The 22,853-nt window shown below is 44.7% G+C and carries 38 protein-coding genes; 7 read left to right on the top strand and 31 right to left on the bottom strand.

From position 1 onward, the window contains the following. Positions 1 to 330: 330 nt before the first annotated feature. The 4 genes from IEY18_RS16715 to IEY18_RS16730 are packed head-to-tail and all read right to left on the bottom strand — an operon-like array spanning position 331 to position 3,914. Positions 331 to 900: a TlpA disulfide reductase family protein gene (locus tag IEY18_RS16715; RefSeq protein ID WP_188922957.1), complete on the bottom strand. Its 570-nt coding sequence runs from the start codon at positions 898 to 900 to the stop codon at positions 331 to 333. Next, positions 887 to 1,375, bottom strand: a complete 489-nt coding sequence (gene nrfF, locus IEY18_RS16720) for a heme lyase NrfEFG subunit NrfF (protein ID WP_188922959.1) — start codon at positions 1,373 to 1,375, stop codon at positions 887 to 889. The genes IEY18_RS16715 and nrfF overlap by 14 nt, the downstream gene beginning before the upstream one ends. Then, complete coding sequence (locus tag IEY18_RS16725; RefSeq protein WP_188922961.1) at positions 1,372 to 1,926, bottom strand: DsbE family thiol:disulfide interchange protein; 555 nt, start codon at positions 1,924 to 1,926, stop codon at positions 1,372 to 1,374. The genes nrfF and IEY18_RS16725 overlap by 4 nt, the downstream gene beginning before the upstream one ends. A gap of 17 nt (positions 1,927 to 1,943) precedes the next feature. After that, entirely contained in the window at positions 1,944 to 3,914 is a 1,971-nt protein-coding gene (locus tag IEY18_RS16730) for a heme lyase CcmF/NrfE family subunit (RefSeq protein WP_188922963.1), read from the bottom strand. Between the two features lie 413 nt (positions 3,915 to 4,327). On the opposite strand from IEY18_RS16730, the gene ccmI reads away from it, so the two are divergent. Next, on the top strand, positions 4,328 to 5,584 hold the full coding sequence (ccmI, locus tag IEY18_RS16735; protein WP_188922965.1) for a c-type cytochrome biogenesis protein CcmI: 1,257 nt from the start codon (positions 4,328 to 4,330) through the stop codon (positions 5,582 to 5,584). Between the two features lie 67 nt (positions 5,585 to 5,651). On the opposite strand, the gene IEY18_RS16740 is transcribed toward ccmI, so the two are convergent. Further along, the gene (locus tag IEY18_RS16740) at positions 5,652 to 5,945 is read right to left on the bottom strand and encodes a c-type cytochrome (RefSeq protein WP_188922967.1); all 294 of its coding nucleotides are present in this window, start codon (positions 5,943 to 5,945) and stop codon (positions 5,652 to 5,654) included. Between the two features lie 281 nt (positions 5,946 to 6,226). On the opposite strand from IEY18_RS16740, the gene ccmA reads away from it, so the two are divergent. The 6 genes from ccmA (at position 6,227) to IEY18_RS16770 (ending at position 10,150) form a co-directional block, all read left to right on the top strand. Further along, on the top strand, positions 6,227 to 6,913 hold the full coding sequence (gene ccmA / locus IEY18_RS16745; protein ID WP_373290769.1) for a cytochrome c biogenesis heme-transporting ATPase CcmA: 687 nt from the start codon (positions 6,227 to 6,229) through the stop codon (positions 6,911 to 6,913). A gap of 23 nt (positions 6,914 to 6,936) precedes the next feature. Beyond that, positions 6,937 to 7,623, top strand: a complete 687-nt coding sequence (gene ccmB, locus IEY18_RS16750) for a heme exporter protein CcmB (protein WP_188922971.1) — start codon at positions 6,937 to 6,939, stop codon at positions 7,621 to 7,623. A 1-nt stretch (position 7,624) separates the two neighbouring features. After that, complete coding sequence (locus IEY18_RS16755) at positions 7,625 to 8,371, top strand: heme ABC transporter permease (protein ID WP_188922972.1); 747 nt, start codon at positions 7,625 to 7,627, stop codon at positions 8,369 to 8,371. Beyond that, the gene (gene ccmD, locus IEY18_RS16760) at positions 8,371 to 8,571 is read left to right on the top strand and encodes a heme exporter protein CcmD (RefSeq protein ID WP_188922973.1); all 201 of its coding nucleotides are present in this window, start codon (positions 8,371 to 8,373) and stop codon (positions 8,569 to 8,571) included. The genes IEY18_RS16755 and ccmD overlap by 1 nt, the downstream gene beginning before the upstream one ends. After that, positions 8,568 to 9,056: a cytochrome c maturation protein CcmE gene (ccmE, locus tag IEY18_RS16765; protein WP_188922974.1), complete on the top strand. Its 489-nt coding sequence runs from the start codon at positions 8,568 to 8,570 to the stop codon at positions 9,054 to 9,056. Before ccmD ends, ccmE begins: the two co-directional genes overlap by 4 nt. Positions 9,057 to 9,172: 116 nt before the next feature. Beyond that, a complete protein-coding gene (locus IEY18_RS16770; protein WP_188922975.1) occupies positions 9,173 to 10,150 on the top strand; it encodes an ABC transporter substrate-binding protein in 978 nt (325 codons plus the stop codon). Positions 10,151 to 10,222: 72 nt separating this feature from the next. Here the strand turns inward: IEY18_RS16770 and rplQ are convergent, their stop codons facing one another. The 26 genes from rplQ to rplD form a co-directional block, all read right to left on the bottom strand. After that, the gene (gene rplQ, locus IEY18_RS16775; RefSeq protein WP_188922976.1) at positions 10,223 to 10,618 is read right to left on the bottom strand and encodes a 50S ribosomal protein L17; all 396 of its coding nucleotides are present in this window, start codon (positions 10,616 to 10,618) and stop codon (positions 10,223 to 10,225) included. Positions 10,619 to 10,658: 40 nt separating this feature from the next. Further along, positions 10,659 to 11,648: a DNA-directed RNA polymerase subunit alpha gene (locus IEY18_RS16780; RefSeq protein ID WP_188922977.1), complete on the bottom strand. Its 990-nt coding sequence runs from the start codon at positions 11,646 to 11,648 to the stop codon at positions 10,659 to 10,661. A 24-nt stretch (positions 11,649 to 11,672) separates the two neighbouring features. Beyond that, positions 11,673 to 12,293, bottom strand: coding sequence for a 30S ribosomal protein S4 (gene rpsD, locus IEY18_RS16785; protein WP_188922978.1), 621 nt, complete (start codon positions 12,291 to 12,293; stop codon positions 11,673 to 11,675). Between the two features lie 33 nt (positions 12,294 to 12,326). Next, positions 12,327 to 12,719, bottom strand: a complete 393-nt coding sequence (gene rpsK, locus IEY18_RS16790) for a 30S ribosomal protein S11 (protein ID WP_025823496.1) — start codon at positions 12,717 to 12,719, stop codon at positions 12,327 to 12,329. A 17-nt stretch (positions 12,720 to 12,736) separates the two neighbouring features. After that, the gene (gene rpsM / locus IEY18_RS16795; RefSeq protein WP_188922979.1) at positions 12,737 to 13,093 is read right to left on the bottom strand and encodes a 30S ribosomal protein S13; all 357 of its coding nucleotides are present in this window, start codon (positions 13,091 to 13,093) and stop codon (positions 12,737 to 12,739) included. A gap of 117 nt (positions 13,094 to 13,210) precedes the next feature. Beyond that, positions 13,211 to 13,324 (bottom strand): 50S ribosomal protein L36, encoded by a 114-nt coding sequence (gene rpmJ, locus IEY18_RS16800; RefSeq protein ID WP_006083579.1) that lies wholly within the window; start codon positions 13,322 to 13,324, stop codon positions 13,211 to 13,213. Positions 13,325 to 13,348: 24 nt separating this feature from the next. After that, a complete protein-coding gene (gene secY / locus IEY18_RS16805) occupies positions 13,349 to 14,689 on the bottom strand; it encodes a preprotein translocase subunit SecY (RefSeq protein ID WP_188922981.1) in 1,341 nt (446 codons plus the stop codon). 6 nt (positions 14,690 to 14,695) lie between these two features. After that, positions 14,696 to 15,130 carry a 50S ribosomal protein L15 gene (gene rplO, locus IEY18_RS16810; protein ID WP_188922983.1) on the bottom strand — a complete coding sequence of 145 codons (435 nt, stop codon included), beginning with the start codon at positions 15,128 to 15,130 and terminating at the stop codon, positions 14,696 to 14,698. Positions 15,131 to 15,133: 3 nt separating this feature from the next. Beyond that, complete coding sequence (gene rpmD / locus IEY18_RS16815) at positions 15,134 to 15,316, bottom strand: 50S ribosomal protein L30 (protein WP_188922985.1); 183 nt, start codon at positions 15,314 to 15,316, stop codon at positions 15,134 to 15,136. A 6-nt stretch (positions 15,317 to 15,322) separates the two neighbouring features. Then, entirely contained in the window at positions 15,323 to 15,826 is a 504-nt protein-coding gene (rpsE, locus tag IEY18_RS16820) for a 30S ribosomal protein S5 (RefSeq protein WP_188922987.1), read from the bottom strand. A 12-nt stretch (positions 15,827 to 15,838) separates the two neighbouring features. Next, complete coding sequence (rplR, locus tag IEY18_RS16825) at positions 15,839 to 16,189, bottom strand: 50S ribosomal protein L18 (protein ID WP_188922988.1); 351 nt, start codon at positions 16,187 to 16,189, stop codon at positions 15,839 to 15,841. 10 nt (positions 16,190 to 16,199) lie between these two features. Further along, positions 16,200 to 16,733 carry a 50S ribosomal protein L6 gene (rplF, locus tag IEY18_RS16830; protein ID WP_188922989.1) on the bottom strand — a complete coding sequence of 178 codons (534 nt, stop codon included), beginning with the start codon at positions 16,731 to 16,733 and terminating at the stop codon, positions 16,200 to 16,202. A 9-nt stretch (positions 16,734 to 16,742) separates the two neighbouring features. After that, positions 16,743 to 17,135 carry a 30S ribosomal protein S8 gene (gene rpsH, locus IEY18_RS16835; protein ID WP_188922990.1) on the bottom strand — a complete coding sequence of 131 codons (393 nt, stop codon included), beginning with the start codon at positions 17,133 to 17,135 and terminating at the stop codon, positions 16,743 to 16,745. 23 nt (positions 17,136 to 17,158) lie between these two features. Continuing rightward, entirely contained in the window at positions 17,159 to 17,464 is a 306-nt protein-coding gene (rpsN, locus tag IEY18_RS16840; protein WP_188922991.1) for a 30S ribosomal protein S14, read from the bottom strand. Between the two features lie 10 nt (positions 17,465 to 17,474). Next, positions 17,475 to 18,014, bottom strand: a complete 540-nt coding sequence (rplE, locus tag IEY18_RS16845) for a 50S ribosomal protein L5 (protein ID WP_188922992.1) — start codon at positions 18,012 to 18,014, stop codon at positions 17,475 to 17,477. Positions 18,015 to 18,026: 12 nt separating this feature from the next. Beyond that, the gene (gene rplX / locus IEY18_RS16850; RefSeq protein WP_188922993.1) at positions 18,027 to 18,341 is read right to left on the bottom strand and encodes a 50S ribosomal protein L24; all 315 of its coding nucleotides are present in this window, start codon (positions 18,339 to 18,341) and stop codon (positions 18,027 to 18,029) included. Between the two features lie 11 nt (positions 18,342 to 18,352). Then, the gene (gene rplN / locus IEY18_RS16855) at positions 18,353 to 18,721 is read right to left on the bottom strand and encodes a 50S ribosomal protein L14 (RefSeq protein WP_188922996.1); all 369 of its coding nucleotides are present in this window, start codon (positions 18,719 to 18,721) and stop codon (positions 18,353 to 18,355) included. Between the two features lie 177 nt (positions 18,722 to 18,898). Beyond that, positions 18,899 to 19,147 carry a 30S ribosomal protein S17 gene (gene rpsQ, locus IEY18_RS16860; protein ID WP_188922998.1) on the bottom strand — a complete coding sequence of 83 codons (249 nt, stop codon included), beginning with the start codon at positions 19,145 to 19,147 and terminating at the stop codon, positions 18,899 to 18,901. Beyond that, positions 19,147 to 19,338 (bottom strand): 50S ribosomal protein L29, encoded by a 192-nt coding sequence (rpmC, locus tag IEY18_RS16865; RefSeq protein WP_188923000.1) that lies wholly within the window; start codon positions 19,336 to 19,338, stop codon positions 19,147 to 19,149. The genes rpsQ and rpmC overlap by 1 nt, the downstream gene beginning before the upstream one ends. Further along, positions 19,338 to 19,748 (bottom strand): 50S ribosomal protein L16, encoded by a 411-nt coding sequence (gene rplP, locus IEY18_RS16870; RefSeq protein ID WP_011863973.1) that lies wholly within the window; start codon positions 19,746 to 19,748, stop codon positions 19,338 to 19,340. The genes rpmC and rplP overlap by 1 nt, the downstream gene beginning before the upstream one ends. Before the next feature lie 11 nt (positions 19,749 to 19,759). Beyond that, a complete protein-coding gene (rpsC, locus tag IEY18_RS16875; RefSeq protein ID WP_188923002.1) occupies positions 19,760 to 20,449 on the bottom strand; it encodes a 30S ribosomal protein S3 in 690 nt (229 codons plus the stop codon). Positions 20,450 to 20,458: 9 nt separating this feature from the next. Further along, positions 20,459 to 20,791, bottom strand: a complete 333-nt coding sequence (rplV, locus tag IEY18_RS16880) for a 50S ribosomal protein L22 (RefSeq protein WP_188923004.1) — start codon at positions 20,789 to 20,791, stop codon at positions 20,459 to 20,461. A 14-nt stretch (positions 20,792 to 20,805) separates the two neighbouring features. Continuing rightward, complete coding sequence (rpsS, locus tag IEY18_RS16885) at positions 20,806 to 21,084, bottom strand: 30S ribosomal protein S19 (RefSeq protein WP_025011962.1); 279 nt, start codon at positions 21,082 to 21,084, stop codon at positions 20,806 to 20,808. A gap of 14 nt (positions 21,085 to 21,098) precedes the next feature. Continuing rightward, entirely contained in the window at positions 21,099 to 21,923 is an 825-nt protein-coding gene (gene rplB, locus IEY18_RS16890; RefSeq protein ID WP_188923006.1) for a 50S ribosomal protein L2, read from the bottom strand. Between the two features lie 16 nt (positions 21,924 to 21,939). Beyond that, entirely contained in the window at positions 21,940 to 22,242 is a 303-nt protein-coding gene (gene rplW, locus IEY18_RS16895; protein ID WP_188923008.1) for a 50S ribosomal protein L23, read from the bottom strand. Then, on the bottom strand, positions 22,239 to 22,844 hold the full coding sequence (rplD, locus tag IEY18_RS16900; protein ID WP_188923010.1) for a 50S ribosomal protein L4: 606 nt from the start codon (positions 22,842 to 22,844) through the stop codon (positions 22,239 to 22,241). Before rplD ends, rplW begins: the two co-directional genes overlap by 4 nt. Positions 22,845 to 22,853: the final 9 nt, after the last annotated feature.

Here is a 22,853-nt window from a genome sequence, read left to right on the forward strand (position 1 = left end):
ATTTCGAATAACTCAACACCTGTGAATGTCCACACAGATTTGCTTGTCAACTTGTTAAAGAGCGTTGATATCCTGTTTCAGATATCGCCGATAGCTGCTAGAGCATCTCGGGTCAGGGCTGCGTATGTTACGCATCACCTTGAGTTTTGTCAACTATTTATTATTTAGCTGACCTGACATTTTTCTATGCATCGCTGCGTATCCCGTGTCAGTGGAAGCGCATTATAGGGGGATATGAGAAGGGTGCAAGTGCTTTTTAAAAGAAAAAAGATCGCATGCCGATCTTTTAGGCAAATACGATCTTTTTTAAACAATTTGCGGTAGTTTTGGTCAATCTTTCGATAGAAAAGCGGAAATAAGTGCTTCCGCTTCTTTGTCATCCCAGTCGACAAACGTTCTGACATAGGCAATGAGCTCGCCCTGCTGATTTAAGATAAAGGTCGCAGGAATGGTATCTAATGGAAAAACAGCTCCCAACTCAAGGTCTTTGTCATAGAATGTACTAAAGCTTTCTAATCCGACTGACTTTAAAAATGGCTCAACTTTATCTTTACCATCTCTATCAATTGAAATTGGTAAGACAACAAATTCTTCTGCCGAGAATTTATCTGCAAGCCGTTCAAGTGCCGGTAGTTCACGCACACAAGGTGGGCACCAAGTCGCCCACATATTGACCATCACGATTTTACCTTTGAAATCACCAAAGCTAGTTTCGTTGCCTTTCGTGTCTTTAAAAGGTATCGCTTCGATTGGATAACTTTGCGGCAAAATACTCACAAATCGAACGCGAGAGTCTCCTTGCGCTTGTTGCTTATTCTGCGCGCCAGGATAGGCATATGCCGCAGAAGACAAACACAGCAGTCCCATCAACATGCCACTGACCAGACTATTTATCTTCATTGGCTCTACTTTGCTTTAAAAGTTCATCAAGTTGTTTTTGATCTTCTTTGCTCAAAGTTTGGCTTTGCTCAGGAACGATTCTTTGTTTCCGAATAAACATAAAGCCAATAGCTAAGCCAATTAAGAGCAGTGCAAAAGGGCCCAGCCATAGAACCATGGTCTTGGATTCTAGTTTTGGTTTATATAGAACAAAGTCCCCGTAGCGGCTTGTCATAAACTGTACGATCTCATCATCACTCTGACCAGCATCGACCATCTTGTAGACTTCCAAGCGTAAATCTCTAGCAACAGGGGAGTTTGAATCGACTAAATCTTGGTTTTGACACTGGGGACATCTAAGCTCATGGGCTAATGCAACCGCTCGTTGTTGATTTTCCATGGATTTGAATTCATAGGTGTCAACAGGGGTAGCATGAACAACCTGACCGCACAGTAAAATTGTCAGTGTAAGTAGAAATGCAATTACGACTCTCATGATGATTGGTCCTTTGAAGCTTCAAGTTGAAGCTCTTCTATCATAGGTAGTAGAGTCTCCGCCCAAACCTTTGAGTCTATTGGGCCAGCATAGCGGAAGCGAATCACACCATTATGATCAACAATATAACTCTCAGGTGCGCCATAGACACCAAGGTCTAGCCCTAAACGACCATCCTTATCATAGATATTGGCAGTGTAGGGGTCACCTTCACGCATAAACTCTCTTAACGCTAAAGCTCGCTCATCACGATAGTTAACTCCATAGATAGGTAATAACTTCTGACGTGCGAGGCGCATCAAAAAAGGGTGTTCGTATTTACAAGAAGGGCACCAAGTCGCCCAGACATTCAACAATGAAACCTCTCCCTTAAGATCTTCATTGGTAATCATCTTTTTAGGATCTTCCAACGTTTCTAACTCAAACGTTGGAACCGGCTTACCTTCCAGTGCAGACTCTAGTTTTTGCGGATTCAAATATAAGCCTTTATAAAGAAAGGCTCCCATCACCAAAAACAATGCTAAAGGAATAAAAAGAACTAACTTTTTCATACTTCACCTTAATTCAATTAAGCCGTGGCTAGTTTTGCTTTCGCCTGTTTTGCTGGTGCTGCTGCTTTCGCACGATAGCGTTTATCAGATGCAGCAAAGAAGCCACCCACCATCATGAATATTGCACCAAACCATAACCAGCGAATATAAGGCTTATAATTGAGACGTACTGCAAATTCAGTTCTTGAGATAGGATCACCCATGGTGACATAAAGATCTCGGAACAAACCCCAGTCGATACCCGCTTCCGTCATATCCATTGTTCTAACATTGTACTGACGACGATCTGGCGTTAACAAAGTAATATATTCATCACCTTTATAAATCTCAATTTGCCCTTGCTGAGCTGTGTAATTCGGGCCGACAACATTCTTTGTTTCTATATATTTAAAGGTGTAACCAGCAATTTCATGGCTCACACCAGGTCCCATGCGGACACTTTTCTCTAACGAATAATTCGATACCATGGTACCGCCAACAACAGAAACTGCGATACCAAGGTGGGCGATGATCATACCGAGCTGACTGCGGCCTATACGACCAATACTGACAGAGCCATCTTGTGCTTTCATCATGCTATATGCAGCGACTAAAGTTGCGAGTGTCACCCACGTTGCCGTCGCAATACCGGCGATCACCCAAGGGTTAAACTTACCATCCATTAAGAATGGTACCGCAACGCCTACGACTACAGATGTGATAGCTGGTACTAGCAGCTTACGCTTCAAATCACCAGGCTTCGATTTTTTCCAACGTATATTTGGGCCAATCCCCATAAAGATAAACATGACCAAAACAATCGGTACAAAGACAGCATTAAAGTATGGCGGTCCTACTGATATCTTACCCATGCCTAAAGCGTCAATGAGCAACGGATATAAAGTACCTAATAAAACCGTACCCGTAGCTACCGTAAGTAGCACATTGCAAATAAGGAGCATTGTTTCTTTAGATTTAAGCTCAAAGCGAGCAGCACTGGCCATTTCACTTGCACGGAATGCAAATAAAGTCAGCGAGCCACCGATAGCTAAACCCAGCAATAATAGGATAAAGATACCGCGAGTCGGGTCTGCTGCAAATGAGTGTACTGATGTTAATACGCCAGAACGAACAATAAAGGTGCCAAGTAAACTTAGTGAGAATGCAAAAATGGATAGCAAAACCGTCCAGTTACGGAAAGCACCACGCTTTTCAGTAACAATCAACGAATGCACTAGAGCAGTGCCGACAAGCCATGGCATAAATGATGCGTTTTCAACTGGATCCCAGAACCACCAGCCGCCCCAGCCTAATTCGTAATATGCCCACCATGAACCAAGCGCGATACCGCCGGTTAAAAATACCCAAGCAGCTAACGTCCAAGGACGAGACCAACGCGCCCATGCCGAATCAAGTCGGCCACTCATCAAGGCTGCAATAGCAAATGCAAAGCTCACGGAAAAACCAACGTAACCCAAGTAGAGCATCGGCGGATGGAAAATTAGGCCAACGTCTTGAAGCATTGGGTTAAGGTCACGACCTTCCATTGGCATTGGGAAAATGCGCTCAAACGGACTCGATGTGAGCAACATGAACAAAGTAAAGCCAATCGTAATGAAAGCCAGAACCGCAAGTACCCTTGCCGTAAACACTTCCTCTAACCCTTTGCTAAAGAGTGCAACAGATGCTGCCCATACAGATAAAGAGAAAACCCAAAATAGCAAAGAGCCTTCATGACCGCCCCATACCGCTGCGATCTTAAAGAAGATAGGCAATTGGGAATTTGAGTGATGCGCAACATATGCGACTGAAAAGTCATCTGTTGCAAAGCTATACCCTAAGCTAATCACCGACATCAAAATAAAGAAAAACATGCCGTAACTGAGAGGCCAAGCATAACGAACAAGATACTGGTCCTTACGCGCTACGCCGATTAATGGGACACTGGCCAAAAGCACGGCAAATGCCAAGCCAATAATCAGCGAAAAATGTCCGAGTTCAGGGATCATGGGGTTTCCTCAGTCTTATAAACAAGTCTCGAGAAGTTTGTTCACTTTCATCGAAACACCAACTAACACTTAAACATTAGCTAGTACGAATTTTCATTTATTTTAGTGGTTGCTATGGAGTCTGTCTGCTCATTTAGCTTTTTAATCGGTGACTTAGGTCAAACTCTTGCACTCAAAATAAAAGGCAAACAGGCAGAAAAATGGGGCTAGTATCCCATAGGAAACTTAAAGCAAAATTAAGAATTAGACTTTAAAAAAATATAAAATTATTCTGTGAGGAAATACCCAAGTATCGGTTTTTACTGAGCTTAAAAAGTGTATATTACTGTTCAATGAAACATCTTTCCGTATAATCTGGAAAACTACCCTTGCGGTCGATCCGCATTTCTTAAAACTAACGTGAAAAGAAAATAATGACCACATTCTGGATATTTATTGCACTCGTGGTGTTGGTTAGCCTTACGCTGATTTGGATTCCGCATTTCCGTCAACAGAAACTTCTTCAAGCTGAAGAAGCGGGTGTTCGAAAACATACCAACTTAGAACTATTTAATGAGCGCTTAGCCAATTTAGAAAAAGAGCTGAGCGAAGAGATGCTTGATCAAGCTGAATTCGATGCTTTGAAAAAAGAGCTCGAAATCAGCCTGCTGCAAGATATGAAGCAAGGCACTGATGAGTCTTTAACGCAAAAAGTAAAGCCAAAAGGTCTTGTATGGCCTTGCTTTATGTCAGTTGTACTTGTTGCTGTAGCTGGTTTTATGTATCAACACTTAGGTGAGTATGAAGGCCTGAACCAACCACAAGTTGCTCAGAGCCCTCATGCAGGAATGGATCCAGCACAAGTGATGTCACAGCGTGTTGAAATGATGGAGCAGCAAGTAGAAGCTGACCCAGAGAATAGCCAAGGCTGGTTTAGTTTGGGTCACACCTACATTTCAGCAAACCGTTATGATGATGCGGTTCGCGCATTTGATAAAGTGATGGAACTTGTAGGCACCCATGCTGAGTTGCTTGGCCCTAAGGCAACTGCTTTATATTATAAAGCTGGTCAGCAAATGACTCCTGAAGTTCAAGCATTAATTGATCAATCACTGCAGCTGGACCCAGAAGATCCATCAACGCTATTACTTGTTGGGATGAATGCATTCTTTGTCGCGGAATATAAGAAAGCAATCGAAGCGTGGCAAACCATACTTGCAGCCGACCGAGGCGATATCGATAGAACGGCAATTATCAACGCCATCGAAACCGCGAAACTACGCATGCAGGCAGAAAGCGGTGAAATGCCAAATGACAAAGCCCATCAGCAAATCAAGCAAGGTACAACAGGCGCTTCGGTCGATGTCGAAATATCTGTAAGCGATGAGCTTGCATCCAAAGTTGAATCGACAGACATGCTGTTTGTTTTTGCTCGCGCCACAGTAGGCCCTAAAGTGCCACTTGCCGCGAAAAAAATCAGTGCATCATCGTTACCTGTAACCATCACTCTTGACGACAGTACCGGCATGGGCGGCAACTTAAAACTAAGTGACGCCAAGAACGTAGAAATTATTGCAGTGCTGTCTAAGCATGGCAGCGTGAAGCCACAAACAGGCGATTTAAAGGGGCAAGTTGAAAGTGTTGCGATAGGTGCGACAGCAAAGTTGACGCTCAATGAGCAAGTTCAATAATACAAAGCTAAATTGCAAGCATTAAAAAACCGGCTTAAGCCGGTTTTTTTGTGTCATATATAAGCTATTACTTAGCCATATATTCAATAGCAGCTTTGTAATCTTCATCGCTACAATCCGTACACATACCACCAGGAGGCATTGCGCCTTTACCTGTTTTAACCGTTCCAACAAGAGCATCAAGTCCCTGTGCTAAACGAGGCTCCCATGCCGCAGCATCTTTTAATTTTGGAGCGCCAGCAACACCCATGCTATGGCATACTTGGCAAGCTTTATCGTAAACAGCCTTACCATCCTGTGCAAAAGCGTTGCTTGATAAAGTTAACGCAGCGACAGCAGTCATCAATAACAATTTTTTCATTCGTATATTCCTAATGCTAATACTTAACAAAGCTCACCGCTGCCTTCTCTCATCAGGCAGACTTGTTAAAGCGAAATCAGCATACTACAAACTTCATGTTAATTCACGACTTTGTGACAAAAATCTCAACTTAAGCGATAAATCAGGTCGAAACGTCTATTTTAAGCAGTGTATTAGCAAAACGTGAAAATCGCAATTGAGCGTCGACAATGCTAGTTATATCAAAATGCTGACATTTAAGTGATCGTCTTAGCTAAAAGCCAAAAAATGTCTGTGCTAGAATGCTTTGTGTTTTCCTAATACTTGATGTTGAGGATGAAGTGACTGACTCCCACCCTACTACTTTAGTTTCGGCCGACGCCCTAACTTGTATACGCGAAGAACGTATTTTATTTGATGAACTCAGTTTTGACATCCAGGCCGGTGATATCGTTCAAATCGAAGGCCCAAATGGCGCAGGTAAAACTAGCTTACTCAGAATTATTGCAGGCTTATCTCGCCCCTACGCTGGCGAAGTGCTTTACCAAGGTGACAATATCACCCGATGCAGGGACGAGTTCAACGAAGACCTACTCTATCTCGGCCATCTCGCCGGTGTAAAAAGCGAACTCACCGCTGAAGAAAATCTTAACTTTAGCTTAAGGATCAGCGGTTATGATGAATTCGAGCCTAGGGAGATTCTATCGAAGGTAAACCTTACCGGTTTTGAAGAAGCGTTAGCGGGACATTTGTCTGCTGGTCAGCATCGCCGTACCGCACTCGCTCGGCTTTGGCACACCAATTGCCGGATATGGATTTTAGACGAACCTTTTACGGCAATCGATAAGAAAGGTGTTGAAGAGCTAGAGCAGCTGTTTTTAGCTCATGCAGATCGCGGCGGTTGCGTGATAATGACCACGCACCAAGATATGAGCAAGATCGGTGACGATAAGCTTAGAAAGATTAAACTTGACTACCGCTTCGTTTAAGCGTTTTGCAAAAGGTTTTAAGAATGCAAAGAGGTATTAGCTATACGCAATCTTTCTTCACGCTTTTGCAGCGCGACTTAAGAATTGCTGTACGTCACCGTGGTGATATTTTTAATCCATTACTGTTTTTTATAATGGTTGTGACCCTGTTTCCACTCGGTGTTGGGCCTGAGCCACAGATGCTCTCAAGAATAGCCCCGGGCATTATTTGGGTTGCCGCATTACTCGCTTCGATGCTTTCACTAGAGCGATTGTTTAAAGCAGATTTTATGGATGGTAGCTTAGAACAAATGCTACTCAGCCCTCAACCACTCCCGATATTGGTTTTGGCTAAAGTTATTGCACATTGGTTACTCACCGGTGTGCCACTGATTTTAATCGCACCACTACTCGCGGTGTTATTGAATTTAGAGCAAAACAGTTATGGCGCCTTGATGGCAACCTTAGCACTGGGAACACCGGTCCTAAGTTTATTAGGGGCGATTGGCGTTGCATTAACTGTTGGTCTTCGTAAAGGTGGCGTGTTACTCAGCTTGCTGATTTTGCCGCTCTATATTCCGGTTTTGATTTTTGCAACCAGTGCCATCGACGCAGCTGGAATGAACTTAAATTATGGCGGACAACTCGCAATTATTGCTGCGATGCTTGTTGGTTCATTAGTATTGGCACCTTTTGCAATAGGCGCCTCATTAAGAGTGAGTACTAACTAAAATGTGGAAATGGTTACATTCATATGCTGATCCCGAGAAAGCTTACAACTTATCCAGTAAGTTACTACCTTGGTTCAGTTTATTAGCGTTGTTATTTATATCCGTTGGCACCATTTGGGGTCTTATGTTTGCACCTACGGATTACCAACAAGGCGATAGCTACCGAATTATCTTTATTCATGTTCCTGCAGCATCCATGTCAATGGCCGCATATATGGGCATGGCAACAGCCGCATTTATTGGCTTAGTGTGGCAAATTAAAGCCGCAGATTGGGTTGCAGCTTCCATTGCTCCGATTGGTGCCGTCATTACCTTTATCGCTCTTTTCACCGGTGCGACTTGGGGCAAACCCATGTGGGGCACGTGGTGGGTATGGGATGCACGCCTGACTGCCGAATTGGTGTTGCTTTTTCTCTACTTAGGCGTGATTTCGCTTTATGCTTCTTTTGAAGATAAAGTTCTCGCCGCCCGAGCTGCTGGGATCCTTGCGATTGTTGGCGTGATAAACATTCCTATTATCAAGTACTCGGTAGACTGGTGGAGTTCATTGCATCAACCTTCAACGATTAAAATTACCGAGAAATCTTCAATGTCTTCGGAAATGCTGTATCCATTGCTCATCAATATCGTTGGTTTTGGTTTAATGATTGGCGCAATTACGATTGTTCGTTTTAAATCTGAAATATTGGCACGTAACGGTATGCGCCCTTGGGTTAGAGCACTCGCGAAGCAAGAAGGAGTCTCGTAATGCAATTTGATTCAATTGCTGATTTTTTTAACATGGGTGGCTATGCTTTTTATGTTTGGCTTGCCTACGGCGTGACGTTTAGTAGTTTAAGCATTTTGATAATTGTTAGCGCTAAAAGAAAAAAGAAAGTCCTTACCGAGATTTCGAAAAAGATGGTTCGGGAAGAAAGACTTAAAAATAACCGGAGTAATAAATCATGAACCCAAGACGCAAAAAAAGACTCGCTTTAGCAGTCGCATTGATTGGTGGCGTCGCGGCGGTGGCCTCGTTGTTACTTTACGCGCTGAATTCAAATTTAAATTTGTTTTACACACCCACTGAAATTACTCAAGGCAAGAGCGACACAGGGGTTAAGCCAGAAGTTGGTCAACGGATCCGGGTGGGCGGCATGGTCACCATCGGCTCAATGAATCGCGACCCCGATAGCTTGTATGTTGAATTTGCAGTTCACGACTCACTTGGCGGGGAAATTGTCGTAACTTATGACGACCTACTCCCAGACCTTTTCCGCGAAGGACAAGGAATTGTTGCACAAGGTGTACTTATAGAGTCTGGCAAGCTAGAAGCGACTGAAGTTTTAGCAAAGCATGATGAGAACTATATGCCACCGGAAGTTGCTGAAGCAATGGGGCAAACCCATGAAAAACTAGACTATAGCGAGACCCAGTCTGAAGCCGCTAACTAGCTCTAGCAAAAAGATAAAATAAAAAGCCTCTTCGGAGGTTTTTTTGTATCTGTCACTATATTTCCAACCCATCATCTACTATAAATAGTATAGGTATTTTTAATGTGGGTATTATTATGAGAGTACTATTAGCAGTGCTGTTATGTATGACATGCTGCTATGCAAATGCTGCAAAGATCCTCATTGTCGAGAGTTACCATTCAGAGTACTCATGGGATAGCAGGTACTATCAGGGAATTATAGATACATTAGGTGACGAACACGTCTATCACACCTTTCAAATGGACACGAAACGGCTACCCGTCAGTGAACACGCAGCACGTGCAGATAGCGCATGGGAGACCTATTTAGAGGTAAAGCCAGATATCGTGATATTAGGTGACGACAATGCGGTTAAATACCTTCACGAGCGCCTGAGGAAGACGACGACACCGGTTGTCTTCTTGGGTTTGAACACTGCTTCGCGTGAGTACAACCTTAATCAAGCCAAAAATTTTACCGGAATCTTTGAAAGACCTCTATTAAAGCGTTCTATCGTTCTAGCGCAACAACTTCTTCCTAAAAAATCTAATCGTAAAGTTTTAGTGTTGTTTGATTCCGGAACTACATCAAAAGCTTCAATAGACTACATTCGCCAAATTAGAACAAATAACTTCATTGGCAATACCCAAGTTGATATTCGAAGTGTTGATAAATTTGAAGACTGGCAACAACGCATACTAACCGCGAGTGACCGTAAGTACGATGCGGTTTTTGTCGGCCTTTATCATACGATAAAGGACAAAAATGGAAACCATATTAGTGATACAGATGTTTTACGCTGGACTCAAAAAAATGCAACGGTACCTCACTTTGGTTTTTGGAGCTTTAGTATTTCCCCTCAAGGAAACATTGGTGGATATGTGCTCGATGGATATGTGCATGGCGTAACAGCAGCAGCTATCGCTCGGAAAATTTTGCAGGGGACTCCTCCAAATCGTATCTTTCCTAAAACGGATAGTACGGGCCGATACATCATGAGCCGTTCAGGGATCAAAAAATGGCGTTTGGTTGTGCCAGACAATATTTTAACTCGCGTCATCTGGGTTGATTAATTGCAAACTTACTTTGTCGCAGGCATAAAAAAACCGGACCTAAGTCCGGTTTTTTAAATGAATTACCCTAGCTTATTCTTCAGAATCGTCTTCTACAGCTTCAGCTTCTTCAGGGCGTCCTACTAATTCGATGTACGCCATTGGTGCTTTATCACCAGTACGTAGACCGCATTTTAGGATACGGGTGTAACCGCCAGGACGTTCCTGGAAGCGTGGACCCAATTCAGTAAATAATTTACCTACGACTTCTTGGTCGCGGGTACGAGCAAATGCCAAACGACGATTTGCAACGCTGTCACTTTTAGCAAGTGTTATCAGAGGTTCAACTACGCGACGCAGTTCCTTCGCCTTAGCTACGGTTGTCTTGATGATCTCATGACGAACCAGTGAGCCTGCCATGTTACGGAACATAGCTTGACGGTGGCTGCTGTTGCGGTTTAGTTGACGACCACTCTTACGATGGCGCATGACCTAATCCTTATTACCTAAATCTGTACTGTTCTGGGACTTATAGGTCGTCTGCTAGGCTGGCTGGAGGCCAGTTTTCGAGACGCATACCTAATGACAGTCCACGAGAAGCCAAAACATCCTTAATTTCAGTAAGAGACTTCTTACCAAGGTTCGGAGTTTTAAGCAGCTCAACTTCTGTGCGTTGTACCAGATCACCGATGTAATGAATCGCTTCAGCCTTCAAACAGTTGGCTGAACGTACAGTTAGCTCTAGATCGTCGACAGGACGCAACAGAATTGGATCGAACTCTGGCTTCTCTTCTTTTTGCTCTGGCTCAGTAACATCACGAAGTTCTACGAACGCATCAAGCTGTTCAGCAAGAATAGTTGCAGAGCGACGAATTGCTTCCTCAGGATCAATAGTACCGTTAGTGGTCATATCAATAACGAGCTTATCTAAGTCAGTACGCTGTTCAACACGCGCAGCTTCCACATTGTAGGCAATACGCGCTACAGGTGAAAAAGAAGCATCTACCAACAGGCGACCGATTGGGCGATCATCGTCTTCAGTTTGTGCACGAGCCGAAGCTGGTACATAACCGCGACCACGCTCAACACGAATGCGCATGCTAATGTCGTTGTTACCTGTCAAATGACAAATAACATGATCCGGATTCATAACGGTAACATCACCGTCATGAGTGATATCTGCTGCGGTAACAGGGCCTGCGCCGGACTTGCTCAACGTGAGCATAGCCTCGTCTTTACCCTCGATTGTCACTGCTAGGCCTTTAAGGTTTAGCAAGATCTCAAGGATGTCTTCTTGTACGCCTTCCTTACTGCTGTATTCATGCAGTACGCCATCAATCTCGACTTCGGTAACCGCACAGCCGGGCATAGATGACAAAAGGATACGACGCAACGCGTTACCTAACGTATGTCCGAACCCACGCTCTAGTGGCTCCAGAGTAACTTTGGCACGTGTTGGGTTAACCTGCTCGATATCAACGAGACGCGGTTTAAGAAATTCTGTAACAGAACCCTGCATTGTGTCCTCTCTTTTAAATTAACTTTACTTAGAGTAAAGTTCGACGATCAGCTGTTCGTTAATTTCAGCAGATAAATCGCTACGTTCTGGTAGGCGTTTGAACTCACCAGACATTTTAGCTTCATCTACTTCTACCCATGTAGGCTTTTCGCGTTGACCAGCCACTTCTAAAGCAGCTTTAATACGAGCCTGCTTCAAAGACTTCTCACGAATGCTAACAACATCATTCGCAGACACTTTGAATGAAGGGATGTTTACAACACTGCCGTTAACCAAAATTGACTTGTGGCTAACCAGCTGACGTGCTTCAGCACGTGTCGCACCAAAGCCCATGCGATAAACAACGTTATCAAGACGGGTTTCTAAAAGTTGCAACAAGTTTTCACCTGTGTTGCCTTTTAGACGTGCAGCGTTTTTGTAGTAGTTACGGAATTGCTTTTCTAGCACACCATAAATACGACGAACTTTTTGCTTCTCGCGTAGCTGTAAACCGTACTCAGACAAACGCGGCTTACGAGCGCCGTGTTGACCAGGTGCAGCTTCAAGCTTACACTTCGAATCGATTGCTCTCACACCGCTCTTTAAGAAAAGGTCAGTACCTTCTCGGCGGCTGAGCTTGAGCTTTGGACCCAAGTATCTTGCCATGTTCTTTCTCCAACTATCCTATCTAAAACGGCGTTATACGCGGCGCTTTTTAGGAGGACGACAACCATTATGAGGGATTGGCGTCACATCGGTAATGTTGGTAATTTTATAACCAACAGCGTTCAGCGCACGAATGGCTGACTCACGACCTGGACCAGGACCCTTAACGAAAACTTCTAGGTTTTTAACACCATAATCTTGAGCAGCATTACCTGCGCGCTCAGCAGCTACCTGTGCAGCGAATGGAGTAGATTTACGTGAACCACGGAAACCTGAACCACCGGCAGTAGCCCATGACAGTGCATTACCTTGACGATCTGTAATGGTAACGATTGTATTGTTGAAAGACGCATGGATATGAGCCATGCCATCCGCAACCTGTTTACGTACGCGCTTACGCGGAGAACGTGACGGAACTTTAGCCATTTTGGTTTACCTTCCCGTTACTTTCTAATTGGTTTACGTGGACCTTTACGCGTACGCGCATTGGTCTTAGTACGTTGCCCACGAAGGGGCAGGCTACGACGATGGCGGAGACCACGATAACAACCAAGGTCCATCAGACGCTTGATGTTCATTGAAATCTCACGACGTAAGTCACCTTCTACTTCATATTTGGCAACTTCTTCGCGTAGTGTGTCTATTTGAGCTTCGCTCAATTCCTTGATCTTAGCATCTTCAGCGATCGCAGAAGCGGCACAAATTGCTTTGGCGCTAGTACGACCGATACCGAAAATCGCAGTCAATGCGATTACAGTGTGCTTATGATCAGGAATGTTAATGCCAGCGATACGGGCCACTATGCACTCCTCAAGTTAAAGGTCATCTGTGAAAAGCCCGGTAGGATACTCGACAGATGACGATTTAGCAAATAAATTTTTGACCAGCCTAACATTTAGACTGGTCAAAGGTTTTTTTTAGCCTTGACGCTGTTTGTGTTTTGGTTCAACACAGATAACGCGTACAACGCCGCTACGCTTTACGATCTTGCAGTTACGGCAGATCTTCTTCACGGAAGCTCGAACTTTCATTTCATCACTCCGTAAAAGCTCACTTTACTTACCAAAGCGATCTAAATTCGCTTTGTTCACAAGGTTTGCTTTTTTCATTACAGAATCATATTGATGAGACATCATATGAGTCTGAACCTGAGCCATGAAGTCCATGATTACAACTACCATAATTAGTAGTGAGGTACCGCCAAAATAGAACTGTACCTTCCATGCAATTAACATGAACTCCGGAATTAAACAGATAAAGGTAATGTATAACGCGCCTGCTAATGTCAAACGAGTCATCACTTTATCAATGTAACGCGAAGTCTGTTCTCCAGGACGAATCCCAGGAATGAACGCACCGCTCTTCTTCAAGTTGTCTGCTGTTTCGCGCGGGTTAAAAACCAACGCAGTATAGAAGAAACAGAAAAAGATAATTGCTGCTGAATATAACAATGAGTAAAGCGGCTGTCCTGGTGACACAGCAAGTGAAAAATCACTTAACCAAGTCATAGACTCATTTTGACCAAACCACTGAGCCAGTGTGCCTGGGAACAAAATAATGCTCGACGCAAAGATTGGTGGAATTACACCTGCCATATTCACTTTAAGGGGTAAATGTGTGCTTTGAGCAGCAAAGACCTTACGACCCTGCTGACGCTTGGCGTAGTTTACAACGATACGACGCTGTCCACGCTCCACAAATACCACAAAATAAGTGACGGCAAATACAATGACTGCCAATAACAACAACACTAATACGTTCAAATCGCCTTGACGCGCTTGCTCGGCTGTTTGGCCGATAGCTGATGGCAAACCTGCAACAATACCTGCGAAAATAAGAATCGAGATACCATTACCAATGCCTCGCTCGGTAATTTGTTCACCTAGCCACATCAGGAACATTGTTCCTGTCACTAAGCTAATCACTGCAACGACATAGAACCCAATACCCAGGTTGACCACAAGGCCAGGGACTAGGTTAGGTAAGCCCGTTGCAATACCGATTGACTGGAATGTGCCAAGCACGAGCGTTCCATATCTAGTGTATTGACTGATTTTCTTACGTCCTGACTCGCCTTCCTTTTTCAATTCGGCAAGTGCTGGATGTACAACAGTCATTAACTGCATAATAATCGATGCCGAAATATACGGCATGATACCTAATGCAAAGATAGAAGCACGCTCAAGGGCACCACCAGAGAACATGTTAAACATGCTCAAGATGGTACCATCTTGCTTAGCAAACACTTCAGCTAATACAGCTGCGTCAATACCAGGAATTGGTACAAACGAACCGGCTCTAAAGACGATAATTGCACCAAACACGAACAGGAGACGAGCCTTTAACTCCGAAAGACCGCCTTTCGCGCTTTTTAAATCAAGTCCTGGTTTTGCCATCGACTATTATTCCTCGATCTTACCGCCGGCAGCTTCAATAGCTGCACGAGCACCTTTGGTTACCTTCAGACCTTTTACAGTCACAGGGCGCTCAATGGTACCTGAAAGAACGATTTTCGCAAACTGGATATTGCGAGTAATAACATTCGCATCTTTCAGTGCGTTCAGGTCAATAACATCACCGTTAACTTTTGCTAGTTCGAGTAAACGAACTTCAGCAGTTACCAATGCACGACGCGAGGTAAAACCGAACTTAGGTAGACGGATTTTAAGTGGCATTTGACCACCCTCAAAACCGACGCGAACGCCGCCGCCACTACGAGATTTTTGACCTTTATGGCCACGACCTGCAGTCTTACCTAAACCAGAACCGATACCACGGCCTACACGCTTTGGCGCAGATTTAGAACCTGCTGCTGGAGATAGAGTGTTTAAACGCATCGCTTATTCCTCCACCGAAACCATGTAGTAAACTTTATTAATCATACCGCGAACTGAAGGAGTATCTTCAACTTCAACTGTATGGTTAATACGGCGCAGACCTAGGCCAGTTAACGTGGCGCGGTGCTTTGGTAAACGACCAATTGCACTTTTAGTCTGAGTTACTTTAATTGTTTTCTTAGCCATGGTGCATTACCCCCGAATTTCATCAACATTCAGGCCGCGCTTCGCTGCGACTTGAGATGGTGATTTCATGTGTACCAATGCATCAACAGTGGCACGTACGATGTTAATCGGGTTAGTAGAACCGTAAGCTTTAGACAGTACGTTATGTACGCCAGCAACTTCCAATACAGCGCGCATTGCACCGCCAGCGATTACACCAGTACCTTCACTTGCTGGTTGCATGTAAACACGCGAACCTGAGTGACGACCCTTAATAGGGTGGTGTAATGTACCGTTGTTAAGTTCTACGTTAACAATGTTACGACGAGCTTTTTCCATTGCTTTTTGAATAGCAGCTGGAACTTCACGCGCCTTACCATAGCCGAAGCCAACCTTACCATTACCATCACCGACTACTGTAAGTGCAGTGAAGCTAAAGATACGACCGCCTTTAACTACTTTAGAAACACGATTTACTGCAATAAGCTTTTCTTGTAAATCGTCTTTTTGCTGAGCTTCAAATTTAGCCATTTTTATAACCCCTTAGAACTGGAGGCCAGCTTCACGAGCAGCATCTGCTAACGCAGAAATACGACCGTGATACTTGAAACCAGAACGATCAAACGCAACTGATGTTACGCCTTTTTCGATCGCGCGTTCTGCAATGACTTTGCCAATTGCTTTCGCTGCGTCTACGTTACCGGTACTCTTCAGTTGCTCGTTAACCGCTTTTTCAACGGTAGAAGCAGCTGCCACCACCTGAGCTTCAGGATTAATCACCTGAGCATAAATGTGACGCGGTGTACGATGTACAACCAGACGGTTCACGCCCAGCTCTTGGATCTTCTTACGTGCACGAGTAGCGCGACGTAAGCGAGATGTTTTCTTATCCATATCGCGTTACCTACTTCTTCTTAGCCTCTTTACGGCGTACTTGTTCGTCTGCATAGCGAACACCTTTACCTTTATAAGGCTCTGGTGGACGGTAGCCACGAATGTTTGCTGCTTCTTGACCAACTAACTGCTTATCCATACCTTTCAGTACGATTTCAGTTTGAGAAGGACATTCTGCAGTTACGCCAGCGGATAGTTCGTGAACTAAAGGGTGTGAAAAACCTAAAGTCAAATCAACGCCATTACCGACAACTTTTGCACGGTAACCAACACCAATTAACTGTAGCTTCTTTTCAAAACCTTGAGTAACACCAACAACCATGTTGTTGATCAAAGCGCGCGCTGTACCAGCTTGTGCCCAAGCGTTAGCAACGCCATCAACTGGACCAAACTTAACTTCGTTACCTTCAACGGTAACTTCAACTGCACTGTTGATTACTCGAGTCAGGCTACCTTTACTGCCTTTGACAGTAACTTCCTGATCTTTCAAAGTCACCTCTACGCCTGCTGGGAGAGTGACTGGTGCTTTTGCGACACGAGACATCTTAACTCCTTAAGCTACGTAGCAGATAACTTCGCCACCCATGCCAGCTTGGCGGGCGGCACGATCAGTCATCAAGCCTTTTGAAGTAGAAACAATTGCGACACCCAGGCCACCCATCACTTTAGGAAGTTCGTCTTTACCTTTGTAAATACGAAGACCAGGACGGCTTACACGCTGGATAGTCTCAACGACTGGTTTGCCTTGGAAATACTTAAGTGTTACTTCCAATGTTGGCTTGGCTTCACCTGCTACGGCGTAGTCAGTGATATAACCTTCTTCTTTAAGTGTTTGTGCAATAGCAACTTTTAACTTAGCAGAAGGCATAGTAACTGATACTTTGTTAGCAGCCTGGCCGTTACGAATACGGGTTAACATATCCGCAATAGGATCTTGCATGCTCATATTAGCTTACTCCGTGACAGTGGTTACCAGCTGGCCTTACGCAGACCAGGAACTTCACCGCGCATGGTTGCTTCACGCAATTTAATACGGCTTAGACCGAATTTGCGTAGGAAACCATGTGGGCGACCAGTTTGACTACAGCGATTACGCTTACGCGCTACGCTAGAATCACGAGGTAGAGCCTGTAGCTTAAGAACCGCGTCCCAACGATCTTCTTCAGAAGTTGCTGGTGCGCTGATGATTGCTTTAAGTGCAGCACGCTTTTCAGCGTACTTTGCTACGAGCTTGGCACGCTTTGCTTCACGTGCTTTCATTGAACTTTTTGCCATTACGCTACCCTTATTTCTTGAATGGGAAGTTGAAAGCGTCTAAAAGAGCGCGACCTTCTTCGTCATTCTTAGCAGTTGTAGTGATAACGATATCCATACCACGGATTTTATCGATTTTATCGTAATCGATTTCCGGGAAGATAATCTGTTCACGCACGCCCATCGCGTAGTTACCACGGCCATCGAACGACTTTGCGCTCAAACCACGGAAATCACGAATACGAGGGATTGCGATATCAACTAAACGCTCAAGGAATTCCCACATACGTTCACCACGTAGGGTTACCTTACAGCCAATCGGGTAGCCATCACGGATTTTAAAACCTGCAACTGATTTACGTGCAACAGTTACAACAGGCTTTTGACCAGCGATTGCAGTCATGTCACGAAGCGCATGCTCCATAACTTTCTTATCTGCAACAGCTTCGCCTACACCCATGTTAAGGGTGATTTTTTCAATCCGAGGGACTTGCATGACACTGGTAAAACCGAACTTTTTAGCAAGTTCAGTGACAACAGTCTCTTTGTATTTATCATGCAGTTTCGCCATCGTTTACTCCAGTTACTTAACGAGTTCACTGTTCGATTTAAAGAAACGAACTTTTTTGCCGTCTTCAAATCGGAAACCAACACGATCCGCCTTGCCAGAAGCAGGGTTAAAGATCGCTACATTTGATGCTTGTATCGGTGCTTCTTTCTCTACGATGCCACCAGTCACACCCAGTTGTGGGTTTGGCTTCTGGTGTTTCTTAATAAGATTGATGCCTTCAACAATCAATTTACCAGTAGGAAGTACTTGGGTAACCTTACCGCGCTTACCTTTGTCTTTACCTGCTAGTACAATTACTTCGTCTTCACGACGTATTTTTGCTGCCATTTTGAAGCTCCTTACAGTACTTCTGGTGCCAGCGAGACAATTTTCATGAATTGCTCAGTACGCAATTCACGTGTCACTGGTCCAAAGATACGAGTACCAATCGGTGCAAGGTTTGCGTTAAGCAATACCGCTGCGTTCCGATCGAAGCGAATGACAGAACCGTCTGGACGACGTACGCCTTTCTTAGTACGGACTACCACCGCGTTATACACATCACCTTTCTTCGCTTTAGAGCGAGGAATTGCTTCTTTTACAGAAACTTTGATGATGTCGCCGATACCGGCATAACGACGATGAGAGCCACCCAAGACCTTAATACACTGAACTCTACGAGCGCCACTGTTACAGGCGACTTCTAGAGTCGATTGCATTTGGATCATTTCAAGTGCTCCGCTATCGTTACTACACACACCCTAAATCAGGGCAATATTTACACATCTTTTTGCCGTATTTCGACAAAAAGGCGCGCTAGTATAACACCAAGATTTAAGAATAGGTAGTATTTAAAAACAAACGGCCCCAAATAAAGGGGCCGCCTAACTATAAGCCTAATTGTATTAGGCTTTTGTTACTACTTCTACCAGAGTCCAAGACTTAGTCTTAGAAAGAGGACGACATTCCTTAATAGAAACTACGTCACCTTCATTACACTGATTAGTTTCGTCATGTGCATGGATCTTAGTCGTGCGCTTAACATACTTTCCGTAGATAGGATGTTTAACTTGGCGCTCAACAGCAACAGTGATGGACTTGTCCATCTTGTTGCTAATGACTCGACCTAGAACAGTACGGATTTTATCAGACATTATGCACCCGCCTTAGAAGTAATAATGGTCTTAACGCGCGCAATGTTGCGACGCACTTGCTTCAGTTGATGAGTTTGACTCAACTGGCCAGTAGCGTTTTGCATACGCAGGTTAAACTGCTCACGCAGCAGACCAAGTAGTTCAGCGTTCAATTCTTCAACGCTCTTTTCTCTCAGTTCGCTCGCTTTCATTACATCACCGTCTTAGTTACAAAGGTAGTCTTAATCGGTAGCTTAGCAGCTGCTAAAGTGAAAGCTTCACGAGCTAACTCTTCAGAAACGCCATTCATCTCATAAAGAACCTTACCTGGTTGAATCTGACATACCCAGTATTCAACGTTACCTTTACCTTTACCCATACGCACTTCAAGTGGCTTAGAGGTAATCGGCTTGTCTGGGAAAACTCGAATCCAAATTTGTCCCTGACGCTTAATGTGACGTGTCATAGCACGACGCGCAGATTCGATTTGACGAGCAGTTAGACGACCACGTCCAACAGCTTTCAAACCAAACTCACCAAAGCTAACTTCGGTGCCGTTCGCTAGACCGCGGTTGCGGCCTTTGAACATCTTGCGAAACTTCATACGTTTAGGTTGCAGCATTGTAGGCTCTCCTATTTACCGCGAGGCTTACGCTTAGGCTGCTGCTTCGGCTCTTCGTTCTGTGGCAATACACCGTCTAGAACTTCACCTTTGAAGATCCAAACTTTAACGCCAATCACACCATATTGCGTGTGACTTTCAGAAGTAGAATAGTCGATATCAGCACGTAGAGTATGTAGAGGTACACGACCTTCACGATACCACTCAGAACGTGCGATTTCAGCGCCACCTAGACGGCCACTAACTTCAACTTTGATACCTTTAGCACCAAGACGCATTGCGTTTTGAACAGCACGCTTCATAGCGCGACGGAACATTACACGACGCTCTAATTGTGATGCGATGCTGTCTGCAACTAATTTTGCGTCTAGCTCAGGCTTACGGATCTCAGCGATGTTAATTTGCGCAGGAGTGCCAGCTAACTTAGCAACTTCGGCACGCAATACTTCAACGTCTTCACCTTTCTTACCAATCACAACACCTGGACGGGCAGTGTGAATCGTAACGCGGATGCTTTTCGCTGGGCGTTCAATAACAATCTTGGATACTGATGCGCTTTTTAGCTTCTTTTCAAGAAACTTACGCACTTCCCAGTCGCTGCTCAGGTTATTTGCATAATCTGACTTATCGGCGTACCAGGTCGAGATCCAAGGCTTGGTGATACCCAGACGGATACCATTAGGATGTACTTTCTGTCCCATTGCTCTCTCCTAGCGATCTGATACAACCACAGTGATGTGGCTCGAACGCTTCAAAATACGATCAGCACGGCCTTTAGCACGAGGCATGATACGCTTCATTGTTGGGCCTTCATCAACGAAAACCTTGCCAACTTTCAGCTCATCAATGTCAGCACCTTCATTGTGCTCAGCATTTGCGATAGCAGACTCTAGTACTTTCTTAAGAAGTACAGCTGCTTTCTTTGGGCTAAAAGTTAACACTTCGAGAGCCTTAGCAACAGGCAACCCGCGAATTTGATCTGCAACCAAACGAGCCTTTTGAGGCGACGTACGGGCAAAACGATGTTTAGCTAAAACTTCCATCTAATCCTCCCGTATTAACGCTTCTTCGCTTTCTTATCTGCAGCATGGCCGCGATAAGTGCGAGTTGGTGAAAATTCACCAAGCTTGTGGCCGATCATTTCGTCAGTTACGAACACAGGTACGTGCTGACGACCATTATGGACAGCGATGGTCAACCCAATCATATTCGGGATGATCATAGAGCGGCGAGACCAAGTCTTGATAGGCTTTTTGTCACCGGCTTCCACCGCTTTCTCTACCTTCTTCAGCAAGTGCAGGTCAATGAATGGACCTTTCTTGAGAGAACGTGGCATGGCGAATCCTCTTACTATTTATTGCGACGACGTACAATGTACTTGTCGGTGCGTTTGTTACTACGGGTCTTATAACCCTTAGTAGGCATACCCCAAGGTGAAACTGGATGACGACCACCAGAAGTACGGCCTTCACCACCACCATGTGGGTGATCAACTGGGTTCATAGCAACACCACGAACTGTAGGGCGTACGCCTCTCCAGCGCTTAGCACCAGCTTTACCAAGTTGGCGTAGCATGTGCTCGGCATTACCTACTTCACCTATTGTCGCGCGGCAATCAACTGGAACTTTACGCATTTCGCCAGAGCGAAGACGTAGAGTTGCATATGCACCATCGCGAGCAACAACCTGAACGTAAGCACCAGCAGAACGTGCAATTTGAGCACCTTTGCCTGGCTTCATTTCAACGGCGTGTACAACACTACCGACAGGGATGTTACGTAGAGGTAAAGCGTTACCTGATTTAATTTCTGCATCGATACCTGATTGAACTTTGTCACCAGCTTGCATGCCTTTAGCAGCAAGAATGTAACGACGTTCGCCATCAGCATAAAGAACCAATGCAATATTCGCAGTACGGTTCGGATCGTATTCCAAGCGCTCAACTTTTGCTGGGATACCATCTTTGTTACGTTTGAAGTCAATCAAACGATAGTGCTGCTTATGACCGCCACCTACGTGACGAGTCGTAATACGACCAGTGTTGTTACGACCACCAGTCTTAGATTTCTTCGCCAACAGGCCTGCAAAAGGTTTACCCTTATGCAAATCGCTGTTCACCACTTTAACTACGTGGCGACGACCTGGAGAGGTTGGCTTACACTTAATAACTGCCATGATAATTCTCCTTTGCTTACTCAGCGCCGCCGACGAAATCGAGATCAGCACCTTCAGCTAAAGTCACATAGGCTTTTTTCCAATCGCTACGACGACCCATACGGGCACCGTGACGCTTAGTTTTGCCTTTGTTAACCAAAGTGCGAACAGACTCAACTTCAACTTCAAATAGCTTAGTTACCGCCGCTTTAATTTCTGCTTTAGTCGCATCAATTGCTACGCGGAAAACTACAGTATTGCTAGTCTCTGCACAAACAGTACTCTTTTCAGAGATATGTGGAGCTAGAATAACTTTTAGCAAACGTTCTTCGCTTATCATGCCAGCATCTCCTCGATTTGCTTCACAGCGTCTGCAGTGACAAGCACTTTATCAAACGCGATAAGACTTACTGGATCGAGACCAGCTACGTCACGAACATCAACCTTATAAAGGTTGCGTGCGGCTAGGAACAAGTTCTCGTCAACTTCTGGAGTTACGATTAGCACGTCTTCTAAGTCCATCGCAGAAAGCTTCGCTTTCAAATCTTTGGTCTTAGGTGCGTCAACAGCGAACTGCTCAACAACAACTAGACGTTCTTGACGTACCAACTCAGAAAGAATGCTCTTAAGAGCACCGCGGTACATCTTCTTGTTCACTTTTTGGCTGTGATCTTGTGTTTTAGCAGCGAAAGTTACGCCACCGCCACGCCAGATTGGGCCTTTAACACTACCGGCACGTGCACGGCCAGTACCTTTTTGACGCCATGGCTTTTTGCCAGAGCCAGTCACTTCCGCGCGAGTCTTTTGAGCACGAGTGCCCTGACGCGCGTTTGCAGCGTATGCTACAACTACCTGATGAACCAGTGCTTCATTAAAGTCACGGCCGAAGGTAGTTTCGGAAACTTCAAGAGCGCTCTGAGCGTCTTTCAATACCAATTCCATTACTATCTC

Source organism: Shewanella gelidii (assembly GCF_014647855.1).
GTDB lineage: Bacteria > Pseudomonadota > Gammaproteobacteria > Enterobacterales > Shewanellaceae > Shewanella > Shewanella gelidii.